This is a genomic window from Pantoea coffeiphila (assembly GCF_016909495.1).
Taxonomy (GTDB): domain Bacteria; phylum Pseudomonadota; class Gammaproteobacteria; order Enterobacterales; family Enterobacteriaceae; genus Erwinia; species Erwinia coffeiphila.
The window spans coordinates 70,986-83,733 of record NZ_JAFBFW010000005.1; the positions used below are offsets into that span (position 1 = coordinate 70,986).

Consider the following 12,748-nt stretch of genomic DNA (forward strand, 5'->3'; position numbering starts at 1 on the left):
GTAATTTTTATGCAAAGAGCCAGTTTTGCGTAGCTCTACGCAAAAGTGGAGACAAATGATGTAACGTTACATTGTGCAGTAATATCAGGACTGGCGGTGGGGGAATGGCTAAGATGAATCATGAAAAGCGCGGATTTCCGCGCATTTTCAATCAGAATTCACGCTGTACAGACATATGAGCAAGTGCCTCAAGTGCACTGCGCCACGGAGATTCAGGCAGAATTTGCAGGGCAGTAATGGCTTTGTCCGCTTCCTGCTCGGCAGCACGACGCGTCCATTCCAGCGAACCGCACTGGTTCATGGTTTCCAAAACTGGTTCCAGTAAATGGCGGCCATTACCTTCCTCAATAGCCTTACGGATCATGCTGGTCTGCTCGGGAGTACCGTTACGCATGGCGTGCAGCAACGGCAGCGTCGGTTTACCTTCGCTGAGATCGTCACCCACATTTTTACCAAGCGTTGCACCATCAGCGCTGTAATCCAGCAGATCGTCAATCAGCTGGAAAGCGGTGCCGATGTAGCGTCCGTAATCCTGCAGAGCCTGTTCCTGCTCTGCGGTGGCACCTGCCAGTATCCCGGAAGACTGCGCGGCGGCTTCAAACAAGCGAGCCGTTTTGCTGTAAATCACCCGCATATAGCTTTCTTCAGTGATGTCCGGATCGTTACAGTTCATCAACTGTAACACTTCACCTTCGGCAATCACGTTAACCGCTTCAGACATCAGCGCCAGCACCCGCAGCGAGCCGAGGCTGGTCATCATCTGGAAGGCGCGGGTATAAATAAAATCACCAACCAATACGCTGGCCGCGTTGCCAAATGCCGCATTGGCCGTTGCTTTACCACGGCGCATATCCGATTCGTCGACCACATCGTCGTGCAGCAGCGTTGCGGTGTGGATAAATTCGATCAGTGCCGCCACGGCGATGTGCTGCTTGCCGTCGTAATTGTTGATAGCGCGTGCAGCAAGAACGGCAATCATCGGTCGGATACGTTTCCCACCGCCGCTAATAATGTAATGGCCCAGCTGATTGATAAGGGATACGTCCGAGTTCAGCTGGTCGAGTATTGTCGCGTTGACATCCGCCATATCCTGCGCGGTAAGTTCATTTATCTGTTCTAAGTTCATCAGTCTGTTCAGCTATCGCTCGCTCAGTTTGCTGGTATGATAAGCGCCTTTACGCGTGCCTGTGGCATGAAATGTATGACAGATTGTACTTGAAAAACACAACGGTGAAAGCGTCCCATGCACGTTGCGTTTTTTTTCTGCAATACAGCGTAACTGGCACTTGTCATTGGCAGCGAAGTTGCGTAGAATTCGCGCCCTATTGTGAATATTTATAGCGCAGCCTGATAATCAAAAAAAGGCAAGCGCGAGAGCGGAGTTTTATATGTACGCGGTTTTCCAAAGTGGTGGTAAACAACACCGAGTAAGCGAAGGTCAGACCGTTCGCCTGGAAAAGCTGGACATCGCAACCGGCGAAACTATTGAGTTCGACCAGGTTCTGATGATTGCCAACGGCGAAGACGTTAAAATCGGCGCGCCTTTAGTTTCAGGTGGCGTGATCAAAGCGGAAATCGTTGCTCACGGTCGTGGCGACAAGATCAAGATTGTTAAGTTCCGTCGTCGTAAGCATTACCGTAAGCAGCAGGGTCACCGTCAGTGGTTCACTGATGTGAAGATCACTGGCATCAGCGCCTAAGAGGAGATCTGACAAATGGCACATAAAAAGGCTGGTGGCTCGACTCGTAACGGTCGTGACTCCAATGCAAAACGTCTGGGCGTAAAACGTTTCGGCGGCGAATCAGTTCTGGCAGGTAGCATCATCGTTCGTCAGCGTGGTACTAAATTCCACGCCGGCACCAATGTTGGCTGCGGTCGTGACCACACCTTGTTTGCAACTGCAGACGGCAAGGTCAAATTCGAAGTTAAAGGCCCGAACAACCGTAAATACATCAGCATCGTTGCTGAGTAAGGTTTTCGAGCCGCAGAGTGATTTTTAAGTCACTTCTTGCTGCGAAATTAAAAGCCCCGCATCTCAGTGCGGGGCTTTTTACATTCTGCCCGTTAGGAATGCTACTGCGTCGACTGGCCTCGCAACAGATCCTGTTTTTGCTGTACACTTTATGTTCAGTGGTGGTGCTGCCGGTGAGGGGTATTCCTTTCATCGAACGGGTGGTACTGGTCAGCGAAAAAGAGACGCTGACGCCTTTACGCTGAAGTTTTCAGAATTATTATCGCCTGGCTGGTTCGAACGCTTTCCATTCCGCCTCTGAAGTTTCAGGGTTCAATCGGAGTGACTGGCGCCCGGCCAGGTGCCATATTTTCCGCAATGGGTCATCGCTTATGGCCACGGCGGAGCAATCCCGTTCCGGTGCAAAGACACTGGGCCACGGGCGAATGAGTGACGGAGAAGTAAAATGAAGTTTGTTGATGAAGCGACGATCCTGGCTGTAGCAGGTGACGGCGGCAATGGTTGCGTCAGTTTCCGTCGTGAGAAGTATATTCCTCGTGGTGGACCGGACGGCGGCGACGGCGGTGACGGCGGCGATGTTTACATGCAGGCCGACGAAAACCTGAATACCCTGATTGACTATCGTTTCGAAAAATCCTTCCGCGCGGAACGGGGTCAAAACGGCCAGAGCCGCGACTGTACCGGTAAACGCGGTAAAGATATCATTATTAAAGTTCCTGTCGGTACGCGTGTTATCGATCAGGGAACGGGTGAAACGCTGGGCGATATGACCCATCATCAGCAGCTGCTGATGGTCGCGAAGGGCGGTTGGCACGGGCTGGGTAACACCCGCTTTAAGTCATCCGTTAACCGTACTCCACGCCAGAAAACAATGGGTACGCCGGGTGAGAAACGTGACCTGCAGCTGGAACTGATGCTGCTGGCTGACGTAGGTATGCTGGGCCTGCCTAACGCGGGTAAATCGACCTTCATTCGCGCCGTATCTGCTGCAAAACCAAAAGTTGCCGATTATCCCTTCACTACGCTGGTACCAAGCCTGGGCGTGGTGCGTATGGACAACGAGCAGAGTTTTGTGGTTGCCGATATTCCGGGTCTGATTGAAGGTGCCTCTGATGGTGCTGGACTGGGTATTCGCTTCCTGAAGCACCTTGAGCGCTGTCGCGTTCTGCTGCACACCATCGATCTGGCACCGATCGACGAAAGCGATCCGGTAGAAAACGCCCGCGTTATTCTGGGTGAGCTGGAAAAATACAGCGAGAAGCTTTTCCAGAAACCGCGCTGGCTGGTGTTCAATAAGGTTGACCTGCTGGACAGCGAAGAAGCCGAAGCACGTGCGAAGGCGATTGCTGATGCGCTGGGCTGGACCGATAAGTACTACCTGATTTCTGCCGCGAATCGTGTAGGCGTTAATGCATTATGCTGGGACATTATGTCCTTCATGAATGCCAACCCGAAACAAGCTGAACTGGAAGCTAAGCAGCCAGAGAAAGTGGAGTTTATGTGGGACGACTACCATCGTCAGCAGCTGGAAGAAGCACAGCCTGCCGTCGAAGAAGATGACGATTGGGATGATGACTGGGATGATGAAGACGACGAAGGCGTTGAAATTATCTATCAGCGCTAATCTGCGATGAAAACAGGGACGCTATGGCGTCCCTGTTTATTTTCATTAGCCGATAATGGCAGTGGTCAGGCGCGAAATGCAGCATAACCGATCGCGATCGTCAAAGATCTCAATCTGCCATACCTGACTGGTCGTCCCGGCGTGTAAAGCACGACAGACGCCGCGTACCGTACCGCTGAATACACCCCGCAGGTGGCTGGCGCTGATTTCTGTACCTACCACGTTCTGCCCATGCTGCGAACATAACCAGCCCGCCATCGATCCCAGTGACTCCGCTAAAGCCACCGAGGCACCGCCGTGCAGCAGGCCAAACGGTTGATGGGTACGTGAATCAACCGGCATGGTTGCTTCCAGATGGTCATCGGCCAGTCGAGTGAAGCAGATCCCAAGCCCGGCAATCATATTACCCTGGGCCATCTGGTTCAGCGCCTCAGTATGACTTTGGCGCTTCCACAACGATTTCGGCTTATGCACCGAGCGTAGCCCCACCGTCAACCACAATATCCTGCATGATAATATGGCTGGCGCTCTCGGAAGCCAGGAACATCACCGCGCTGGCGATGTCATCAGGGCGGGCAATTTTCCCCAGCGGGATGCCCAGTTTGTACTGCTCCGGATAACCCGCAATCATCTGCTGTTCATCTGCCGGGGTTTGCCACAGGCTGCGCTGCATCGCGGTATCCGTTGAACCCGGCGAAACAATATTACAGCGCACGCCGTAAGGTGCCATTTCGAGAGCGACGGTCATGCACAGGCTGCGCAGCGCGGCTTTTGAAGCACCGTAAGCCGACATGCCGATACGCGGCGCATGAGCTGCGTTAGAAGCCACCGTGACTATCGCACCGGCACGCTGCTGACGAAATACCGGCAGAGTCTGCTGGAACAGGTTGAAAGCGCCTCCGGCATTAACCGCCAGGCAGGCCTGCCAGTCTGCAAATGCCAGTTCCTCGGTGGAGCCGGTACGTAAAATACCGGCAGCATTGACCAGCACGTCAAGATGTTGGGTATCGGAAAGTACTTTTTCGCAGACGCGCTTCACCTGCCACGGATCGGCGATATCGACGATCTCCCGCTGGAACGGATAATCGCTCTGCGAGAACTGTTTATCAAAGCCGACAACGGAAGCGCCAGCGGCAACAAAAGCCAGCGCGGTGTGGTAGCCGATGCCCTGGCCCGCGCCGGTAACCCAAACCTGCTTACCGGTAAAATCGAAACTGGCGGACATTATGCTGGCTCCCGTGACAGTAACTTCCACCAGCCATCGATACTCGGATCTTTGGCCAGAGAAATAAAATCGATATCGCTATGGATCTGGCGCCAGCGGGCGGCCAGCTCCATCATCCGCACGGAATCAAGACCGTAGTCCACCAGATTATCCGCATCATCCAGATCCTCTGCATCGTCATCCAGCAGCGGCAGTACCAGCGCGCGCAGCTGGGCTTTACTGGCTGGTGTTGTTGCCGGCAGCAGTTCAGAGGTCATCACCACCTTTCCGCTGCGCCCGGCGGTATAGTTCAGCGCCATCATGTGTTCCTCGCGGCTGAAATCTGCCAGCGCGTCGGCAACCATAAACGGTTTAATGTCGCGCATAAATGCATCGGTCGCGGTGGTCAGGCAGCCAATGTGGGCGTAAACGCCGCAAATAATCAGCTGATCCCGCCCGGTTTCTTTAAGGATCGACTCAAGCGGGGAGCGATGAAAAGCGCTGTAGCGCCATTTCACCAGTACCTGATCCTGCTCATCGGGTGCCAGCGCGCTGACCACTCGCTGCTGATCGGGATGCTTGTTGAGACCGGGGCCCCACATATCATTCAGCAGCGCGCGATCCTGGTCACTCTGCTGATTGGGTTGGGCGGTGTAAAACACCGGGATGTCCTGAGATTTACAGAACTGACGCAGGCGAGCAACGTTCTCCACTACCTGATCGATCAACGGGCTGTTTTCTCCCCAAAAGTTGAGGAAATATTCCTGCATATCATGAATTAACAGCGCCGCACGTGCGGGGTTAAAATCCCACTTCACTTTGTTTACCGGCAGCTCTGCCTGCGTAGGTAGCAGATAGGACTGGAGTTTAGGGATAGCCATGGTCTCTCCTGAAAATTAGAGGCTCTGAGTATGGGCAAGCTGCTGGCGCAGGCGTTTTTTATCTACTTTGCCGACCGGTGTGAGGGGCAGTGAATCAACACATTCGATGCGATCCGGCAGTTTGAACTCCGCCACGCCCAGCTCACGCAGATGGCGGCGAAGCGCCACCGGCTTCAGCACCCCCTGTGCCACAATAAAGGCACAGCTTTTCTCGCCCATCAGACTGTCTTCCATCGAAACCAGCGCGGCGTGGATCACCTGAGCGTGGCGGAGCAGCAGGTTTTCGATCTCCTCTGCCGCGATCTTTTCACCACCTCGGTTGATCTGATCCTTTTCACGCCCCTGCACGGTGATATAGCCATCGGGAGCGATGGAGATCAGATCGCCAGAGCAGTAAAACCCCTGACGATCGAAGCTGGCGGCATTATGTTCAGGGCTGTTGTAGTAGCCGCGAAACGTGTAGGGGCCACGGGTCATCAGACGTCCGGTTGTTCCGGCTGGGAGCTGATTGCCGAACTCATCGGCTACCCAGACCTCGTCATCTTCAGAGATTGGTCGCCCCTGGGTGGTCAGAATATGCTGGCTGTCGTCATCCAGGCGGGTGTAGTTAACCAGTCCTTCGGCCATACCAAACACCTGCTGTAGCTGGCAGCCGATTTCCGAGGGAATGCGAGCAGCAAGTGACTCACTCAGCCTGGCCCCGCCAACCTGCAGCAGGGTCAGGGAAGCCAGAGCGCGGTTGCTGCCCCACTCCTGGATAGCCTGTAGCCACAGGCTGACGGCTGGCGGGACCAGTGCGGCAACGTTGACCTGATGTTTTTCGATCAACGGGAAGCATAGGTTGGCGCTGGGATCGTTCGCCATTACTACACAGCCACCGGCGTAAAAGACACCCAGTGCGCCCGGGGAGCTCATCGCATAGTTATGTGCAGCGGGCAGGGCACAGAGATAGCGGGTGCTGCGGCTGAACTGACAAATATCAACGCTGCCACGAATGCTGTAGTAGTAATCATTGTGGGTTCGCGGGATGAGTTTCGGCGTACCTGTGCTGCCGCCGGAAAGCTGGAAGAAGGCCACCTCATCTGCCGCAGAAGGTGTTTCTGAGAAGCTTCCAGCTGCCTCATCGGCCATCCCCGCCAGTGACATCGCCACACCATGTTCATGACGTAAGGCGATCACGCTGAGTGCCGGAATAGCCTGTTTGAGCTGCTGCAGATAATCATCATTGCTGAAAAGCGGATGCTGTCGATCGGCAATGAGCAATGAAGGCTGCAGCTGTGACGCGTAGGCGTCCAGCTCGTTACGCTGGTGACTGAACAGCGCATTAACCGGTGCGACCCCGATTTTAAGCAGGGCGAAAAACACCATATAGAAATCGGCAACGTTGCCGAGCTGAACCAGCGCAGTATCCCCGCTTTTCAGCCCACGTCGCTTGAGTGCCGCAGCCAGTCTTTCGGACTGCTGTGCCAACTGTTGATAGCTGTAATGTCGATCGCCTTCGATAATTGCGATGGCGGAGCTATTGGCCTGCCGCAGCAGAATGTCCGTCATCGGCAGGTCCAGCCAGTAACCCTTCGCGCGATAGCGTGCGGCCAGCTCATCAGGCCAGCGAGTGTAAGGAATAGTCATGATTTACCTTTAATTGAGGCCAAATGCACGCAGCATGGTATTCAGTTTGACACCGGTCTCACGCCATTCGGATTCAGGCGTTGAGTCGGGAACAATTCCCGCCCCGGCAAACAGACGAACCCGGTTTCCGGCAACTTTCCCGCAGCGGATAGTGACCACCCACTCGCCGTTGCCATGCTCATCGCACCAGCCGACAATGCCGCCGAATAAATCACGCTCGAAGGGTTCCAGTTTGGCAATCATCTGCATTGCGCTGGCATGAGGATATCCGCTCAGCGCCGGAGTTGGATGCAGCAGGCAGGCCAGCGAAAGCGCGTTTTCTGCCGCATGACTGACTTCACCCTCTATCGGGGTGCCGAGATGCCACAGCGTGCCGGTGGTCAGCAGCTCCGGTTCCGCAGGGATGGCGAGGCGCTTGCTGCGCGATTGCAGCACATGGCGCAGAGCATCGATTACCAGTTGATGTTCATAGCGGTCTTTTTGCGAATTCATCAGTTGCTGACCGGCCGCGCGATCCCGTTCGCGATCGCTGTCCCGCTTTGCCGAGCCCGCCAGCGGGTGGGTGTAGTAGCGGCGATCGTGCATGCGCAGCAGCAGTTCCGGGCTGGCTCCCAGCAGGGACCCACCTTGCGCAAGCGGTACGTGAAAGTTGTAGCTAGTGGGGTTCTGCACGATGAGCTGTTGCATCAGGCCAGTAATGTCGACCGGTTTTTCCGTGACGATGTCCATCAGGCGCGAGAGCACGACCTTATCCAGCTGCGAGGAAGCCGTGGCCGCAATAGCTTCGCTGACCATTCGCATAAATTCAGGCTGCTCAGGTAGTGCAGTACGCCGCAGAATGTCGTTATGTGATGAGCCGTGTGTCTGTACCTGCCGCTGAAAGCTGCTGCGGTCAAAAAAGTGGCTGGTTTCAGGGATAAACAGAGCTGAAGGCTGGCGGACATCAAAAGGGATTGCTCCCACAACGACCGGATGACGTATTCCCTGCCGTTTTGCTTCTGACAGATGATGCCGGATATCGTGTTGAAAACGACCCGTCAGCATCTCACCTTCATATGCCGGCGTATTGATAGTGGTAAAGCAACCTTTCGCTGCGAGACTGCGCCAGGGAGACATAAAGAAAAAGCCACTGGCGGCAGCATCTGCGGCAAATTGCAGCGTGCTTTCTGAGGTTAACAATTCCATTCTACGTCCTTATTTAAATGATAAACTAAGTAAGAATTATTATCATTTGCTTTCAGGGCCAGTAAGCTACGTTGAATGCTGCGAAGTGTCAATAAAGGTAAATTGATTTATTAGGCTCGTACTCGTGAGGGAATAATCGCTTTTTACACTATTTTTAGCGGTTTTTCGTTGATCTGACAGGGTAATTACAGGTGATCGACTTTTAACGGGTTAGCGTTGCTAATTAAAATTCCAGAATGTTCTGTAAGAATTGCTGGCTCAGTTGAGCTGCTGCGGGAACCTGCATCGGGCATCAAGCCCGCTACGATCGGTGCGATTGGTCAGGCTTAGCTGGCCGTGGTGGAGTTGCACTATGCGCTGAACGATATTCAGACCCAGGCCGCTGCCGCCAAACCGCTGATCCATTCGGCGGAACGCTTTCACCACTTCCTGAACCTCGCTGGCATTAATGCCAGGACCTTCATCACGCACGGTCACTATGCTACCGCTTTCGCTGGATGTGACTATCAACGTGATAATGCTGCCCTGTGGGCTGTAGCGCGAAGCGTTCTCCAACAGATTACGTAGCATCAGGCGCAGCAGTACGGCATCACCCTGCACGCGGCGGCCGTCGCTGGTATCGTCAACAACAAGTCGTTGCTGGTTAAGCGCCAGCATCTCTTCCATCTCCTGACGCAGTGGCTGAATCACTTCTTGCCAGCTCAGAGTCTGGTAGTGACCACTTACCATCATTTGTCCGGCTCGCGACAGCATCAGTAGCTGCTCGATAACATGCATCAGCTGATCGACCCGTGCGACCAGCATCGTACCCAACGGGTTGCCGTCCTGCTCCAACAGCTCCAGGTGCAGCCGCAAGCCAGCCAGCGGGGTACGTAATTCATGAGCCGCATCTGCCGTAAACAGCCGCTCCTGCTGCAGCGTATGGTCCAGACGCGCCAATAGCTGATTCAGTGCGCCGGTAACCGCCACAATTTCATCCATATCCGAATGCAGCGGCAGGGGTGTCAGGTTGTCCGCAGAGCGTGAGGCCAGGCTGCTTTGCAGCGAGCGCAGAGGTCGAATTATCCAGCTGATTGCCCAGAAGGAGAGCAGAAGGGTAAAGCACACCATCACCAGGGACGGCAGCAGCAGCGAGGCAATGGCTTCGCGGATCTCATTTTCGACATGCTCATTGCGGGCATGATTAGTTAGCGTTTCATTTACCAGAAAACTGATTTGCTCTCGGCTTTCATGCCACAGCCAAAATGCACTCATCAGCTGACAGCTCAGCAGAATTAGCGCCAGCATAATCAATAAACGCCGACGCATGCTGTTCATTCGCGCTCTTCCAAACGATAACCGACGCCGCGAACGGTTTTGATGCGATCTTTGCCAAGTTTGCGTCGAAGATTATGGATATGTACTTCAAGTGTGTTCGAACTGGTGTCATCCTGCCAGCTGTAGAGATCCTGCTGTAGCGTTTCGCGATGAACCGTCTGGCCCAGGCGCATCAGCAGGCGAGTCAACAGGGCGAACTCCTTTGGCGTGACTTCAACGGGGAGATTCTCGACGGCCACCTGCTGAGATGTGAGATTTAGCGTGATGTCGCCGCGCTCCAGCAGATTATCGCTGTGGCCCTGATAGCGGCGAATCAGCGCCCGAACGCGGGCTTTCAGTTCAGCCAGTGCAAACGGCTTCACCAGATAGTCGTCAGCACCGGCATCCAGCCCTTCAACCCGATCTTCCAGCGCGTCACGTGCCGTCAGGATCAGCACCGGCAAATCGTTTTGTTCTTTACGCCACTGGCGCAGCAGTTCGGTACCGTCACGATCGGGCAAACCGAGATCCAGCACGATCAGGCTGTACTGGCCGCTGCGCAGGAATGCGACCGCCTGGGTCGCATTTGCCGCACAGTCCACAGCGTAACCTTCTCCGGTCATGGCCAGAGTCAGGCCTTTTTGTAGCAGTTCATCGTCCTCAACAATTAATATTTTCAATGATTAATTATTCCGGTAAACGTCCTTATACAGACGACTTTCAAAGCGAACCAGCGGGATGCGGCGCTGGCGTTGATCTTCGGGCGGCACGGCATAACCGGAGAGGAACTGTACAAAGGCTACCCGTTGCCCGCTGGCGGTGGTCATAAATCCGGCCAGGTTATATACACCCTGCAATGAACCGGTTTTGGCGGAGACTTTGCCGTCAACGCCCGCTTCATGCAGCCCGCCGCGATAGCGCAGCGTGCCATCATAACCGGCCAGCGGCAGCATCGAGATGATATTGAGCTGCTGATCGTTCTGTGCGATATATTGCAGTACCTGCATCATGGTAGCAGGAGAAATCAGATCGTGGCGGGATAGCCCGGAGCCGTCTACCTGAATACTATTGCCCAGATCGATATTGGCTTTCTGACGCAGGATTTGGCGCACTGCATCCGAGCCGGCGCGCCAGGTACCCGGTACGTTAAAGCGTTCATGACCAATCGTACGGAATACGGTATCCGCAATCATGTTATCTGACTTTTTCAGCATAATTTTCAGCAGGTCGCGAAGCGGCGCCGACTGAGTTTGTGCCAGTACGGTTCCTGGCTGGGTGACCTGAGTCTGGCGTATCAGATGGCCAGTGTAATCAATACCCGCATTTTGCAGTTCAGATTTCAGGATCGCTCCGGCATAGCTGGCGCCATCCTGGATAGCGAAAGCCAGCGGCAAGGGCTCAGAACGCTGGGTAAGGCAGCCGGTTAGCGTAAAGCGATTCAGTTCACCCGGAACGACATCCAGCTCACAATACTGCGCGTCTGCCGATCCTCTGGCCAGCGTTCTGACTTCGCTGAACATATTGACCGGATACCAGGAAGCCACGCGAATAAAGGCTTTTTCCCCCGGGGTCGGTGCGCTGTAGAGTGAAACCGAGAAGCAGTTACGGTCTACGATTGCAGCACCCGGCGGCGCGCTGAAGCACTGGGTCATATCGTTCCACGGCCAGCCGGGGGCCTTATCGTGGCTGGCAAAAACCGAGGTATCAATCACCAGATTCCCGGCAATATGTTCCACGCCCTGTTTTTTCAGGTTCGTGACCATATTACGGAGATCCTGGCGCGTTAACGTTGGGTCGCCGCCGAAACGGGCAACCAAATCGCCGCGCAGCGTATTGCCGCTAATGCTACCCTTGCTTTCCAACTGAGTGTTGAAGCGGTAATCAGGGCCCAGTTGTAACATAGCGGCCAGCGCTGTAATCACCTTCATTGTGCTGGCAGGCAGCGCCATCTGCTGGCTGTGATAATCAATAGAGGGCGTTGTCGCCCCAATTTTTTGCACTACGAGCGCCAGGTTTGCGCCGTCGGGAAGGTACTGGGTGTAGTCTTCGACGGGGGCTGCCTGCGCCTGCAGCATAAAAGCGCAGCTAAGGCCGGTAACAATTCGTGAAAATCGCATAATCTCGCGGTAACTGACAGGTGATGCTGTCATACTACGGTGCATTGCGGTGGAAAGTAAACGATGACCCCCAGGGAACTCTGGGGTAAAATGCGTATCAAATTGCAAAATAGATCCTGACCTGGAGTTTACTCCGGGTCAGGCTTCTTTTGTTTTAAATCAGTAGAAAGCGCCGCAGAACGCCTTTTCTGCATACCATCCGTCAGGACGACGACACTTTGAACAGGAAAGATTTTAAGAGGTATTGAGATGAATCAGATTCCGATGACGTTAAAAGGCGCAGAAAAATTGCGCGAAGAGCTGGAAGAGCTCAAAACTGTTAAACGCCCCAGGATTATTGCCTCAATTGCTGAAGCACGGGAGCACGGTGACCTGAAGGAAAATGCGGAATATCATGCTGCTCGCGAAGAGCAGGGATTCTGCGAGGGCCGTATCCAGGAAATTGAATCAAAGCTTTCTAATGCCCAGGTGATTGATGTCACAAAAATGGCTAACAACGCTAACGGCCGGGTGATTTTTGGTGCCACCGTTACCGTGTTAAATGTGGATACTGATGAAGAGTCTACCTATCGTATTGTGGGTGATGACGAAGCGAACTTTAAGCTTAATCTGATCTCCATCAATTCGCCGATGGCGCGTGGTCTGGTAGGTAAGGTTGTTGATGATGTTGCTATCATCAAAACGCCGGGCGGCGACGTGGAATATGAAGTGTTAAACGTCCAGTATCTCTGATATTGACTATCCTCATTATGGATGAGGGTTTTGTAAAGATAAGAAAAAGGCCGCACTGCGGCCTTTTATCGGAATGAGGAGCGTGGCACTTTCTCCTGACCTGAGTT

General features: G+C 54.1%; 14 protein-coding genes. 5 read left to right on the forward strand and 9 right to left on the reverse strand.

Annotated elements, in window-relative coordinates:
• Positions 1 to 151: 151 nt before the first annotated feature.
• A complete protein-coding gene (gene ispB, locus JOE09_RS16690) occupies positions 152 to 1,126 on the reverse strand; it encodes an octaprenyl diphosphate synthase (protein WP_205066545.1) in 975 nt (324 codons plus the stop codon).
• A 262-nt stretch (positions 1,127 to 1,388) separates the two neighbouring features.
• Between ispB and rplU the strand changes: the two genes are divergently transcribed.
• The 4 genes from rplU to cgtA all read left to right on the forward strand — a co-directional run bounded on the left by rplU (position 1,389) and on the right by cgtA (position 3,597).
• Positions 1,389 to 1,700: a 50S ribosomal protein L21 gene (rplU, locus tag JOE09_RS16695; RefSeq protein ID WP_004155106.1), complete on the forward strand. Its 312-nt coding sequence runs from the start codon at positions 1,389 to 1,391 to the stop codon at positions 1,698 to 1,700.
• Between the two features lie 15 nt (positions 1,701 to 1,715).
• Positions 1,716 to 1,973 carry a 50S ribosomal protein L27 gene (rpmA, locus tag JOE09_RS16700; protein WP_017349604.1) on the forward strand — a complete coding sequence of 86 codons (258 nt, stop codon included), beginning with the start codon at positions 1,716 to 1,718 and terminating at the stop codon, positions 1,971 to 1,973.
• Positions 1,974 to 2,071: 98 nt separating this feature from the next.
• Complete coding sequence (locus JOE09_RS26445; protein ID WP_420830659.1) at positions 2,072 to 2,218, forward strand: hypothetical protein; 147 nt, start codon at positions 2,072 to 2,074, stop codon at positions 2,216 to 2,218.
• Between the two features lie 200 nt (positions 2,219 to 2,418).
• Positions 2,419 to 3,597: an Obg family GTPase CgtA gene (cgtA, locus tag JOE09_RS16710; protein ID WP_105592933.1), complete on the forward strand. Its 1,179-nt coding sequence runs from the start codon at positions 2,419 to 2,421 to the stop codon at positions 3,595 to 3,597.
• A gap of 45 nt (positions 3,598 to 3,642) precedes the next feature.
• On the opposite strand, the gene JOE09_RS16715 is transcribed toward cgtA, so the two are convergent.
• From JOE09_RS16715 to dacB, 8 genes are all read right to left on the reverse strand, one after another.
• Entirely contained in the window at positions 3,643 to 4,014 is a 372-nt protein-coding gene (locus JOE09_RS16715; RefSeq protein WP_200546548.1) for a hotdog fold thioesterase, read from the reverse strand.
• Between the two features lie 49 nt (positions 4,015 to 4,063).
• A complete protein-coding gene (dhbA, locus tag JOE09_RS16720; RefSeq protein WP_205066546.1) occupies positions 4,064 to 4,822 on the reverse strand; it encodes a 2,3-dihydro-2,3-dihydroxybenzoate dehydrogenase in 759 nt (252 codons plus the stop codon).
• Positions 4,822 to 5,682: an isochorismatase family protein gene (locus JOE09_RS16725; RefSeq protein ID WP_105592935.1), complete on the reverse strand. Its 861-nt coding sequence runs from the start codon at positions 5,680 to 5,682 to the stop codon at positions 4,822 to 4,824. Before JOE09_RS16725 ends, dhbA begins: the two co-directional genes overlap by 1 nt.
• Positions 5,683 to 5,697: 15 nt before the next feature.
• Positions 5,698 to 7,311, reverse strand: a complete 1,614-nt coding sequence (locus JOE09_RS16730; RefSeq protein ID WP_205066547.1) for a (2,3-dihydroxybenzoyl)adenylate synthase — start codon at positions 7,309 to 7,311, stop codon at positions 5,698 to 5,700.
• Positions 7,312 to 7,320: 9 nt separating this feature from the next.
• Positions 7,321 to 8,496, reverse strand: coding sequence for an isochorismate synthase (locus JOE09_RS16735; protein ID WP_205066548.1), 1,176 nt, complete (start codon positions 8,494 to 8,496; stop codon positions 7,321 to 7,323).
• A gap of 258 nt (positions 8,497 to 8,754) precedes the next feature.
• Positions 8,755 to 9,813: a two-component system sensor histidine kinase PmrB gene (pmrB, locus tag JOE09_RS16740; protein WP_205066549.1), complete on the reverse strand. Its 1,059-nt coding sequence runs from the start codon at positions 9,811 to 9,813 to the stop codon at positions 8,755 to 8,757.
• Positions 9,810 to 10,472, reverse strand: a complete 663-nt coding sequence (gene pmrA / locus JOE09_RS16745; RefSeq protein ID WP_105592939.1) for a two-component system response regulator PmrA — start codon at positions 10,470 to 10,472, stop codon at positions 9,810 to 9,812. The genes pmrB and pmrA overlap by 4 nt, the downstream gene beginning before the upstream one ends.
• A gap of 3 nt (positions 10,473 to 10,475) precedes the next feature.
• The gene (dacB, locus tag JOE09_RS16750) at positions 10,476 to 11,909 is read right to left on the reverse strand and encodes a serine-type D-Ala-D-Ala carboxypeptidase (protein ID WP_205066550.1); all 1,434 of its coding nucleotides are present in this window, start codon (positions 11,907 to 11,909) and stop codon (positions 10,476 to 10,478) included.
• A gap of 249 nt (positions 11,910 to 12,158) precedes the next feature.
• Between dacB and greA the strand changes: the two genes are divergently transcribed.
• Positions 12,159 to 12,641: a transcription elongation factor GreA gene (gene greA / locus JOE09_RS16755; protein WP_105592941.1), complete on the forward strand. Its 483-nt coding sequence runs from the start codon at positions 12,159 to 12,161 to the stop codon at positions 12,639 to 12,641.
• Positions 12,642 to 12,748: the final 107 nt, after the last annotated feature.

Bases quoted from the DNA above. Each gene is read 5' to 3' on its own strand.
- JOE09_RS16725 (WP_105592935.1), bottom strand. From the start codon at position 5,682: ATGGCTATCCCTAAACTCCAGTCCTATCTGCTACCTACGCAGGCAGAG.
- JOE09_RS16715 (WP_200546548.1), bottom strand. From the start codon at position 4,014: ATGGCCCAGGGTAATATGATTGCCGGGCTTGGGATCTGCTTCACTCGA.
- ispB (WP_205066545.1), bottom strand. From the start codon at position 1,126: ATGAACTTAGAACAGATAAATGAACTTACCGCGCAGGATATGGCGGAT.
- rpmA (WP_017349604.1), top strand. From the start codon at position 1,716: ATGGCACATAAAAAGGCTGGTGGCTCGACTCGTAACGGTCGTGACTCC.
- dhbA (WP_205066546.1), bottom strand. From the start codon at position 4,822: ATGTCCGCCAGTTTCGATTTTACCGGTAAGCAGGTTTGGGTTACCGGC.
- rplU (WP_004155106.1), top strand. From the start codon at position 1,389: ATGTACGCGGTTTTCCAAAGTGGTGGTAAACAACACCGAGTAAGCGAA.
- cgtA (WP_105592933.1), top strand. From the start codon at position 2,419: ATGAAGTTTGTTGATGAAGCGACGATCCTGGCTGTAGCAGGTGACGGC.
- pmrB (WP_205066549.1), bottom strand. From the start codon at position 9,813: ATGAACAGCATGCGTCGGCGTTTATTGATTATGCTGGCGCTAATTCTG.
- JOE09_RS16730 (WP_205066547.1), bottom strand. From the start codon at position 7,311: ATGACTATTCCTTACACTCGCTGGCCTGATGAGCTGGCCGCACGCTAT.
- greA (WP_105592941.1), top strand. From the start codon at position 12,159: ATGAATCAGATTCCGATGACGTTAAAAGGCGCAGAAAAATTGCGCGAA.
- dacB (WP_205066550.1), bottom strand. From the start codon at position 11,909: ATGCGATTTTCACGAATTGTTACCGGCCTTAGCTGCGCTTTTATGCTG.
- JOE09_RS16735 (WP_205066548.1), bottom strand. From the start codon at position 8,496: ATGGAATTGTTAACCTCAGAAAGCACGCTGCAATTTGCCGCAGATGCT.
- JOE09_RS26445 (WP_420830659.1), top strand. From the start codon at position 2,072: ATGCTACTGCGTCGACTGGCCTCGCAACAGATCCTGTTTTTGCTGTAC.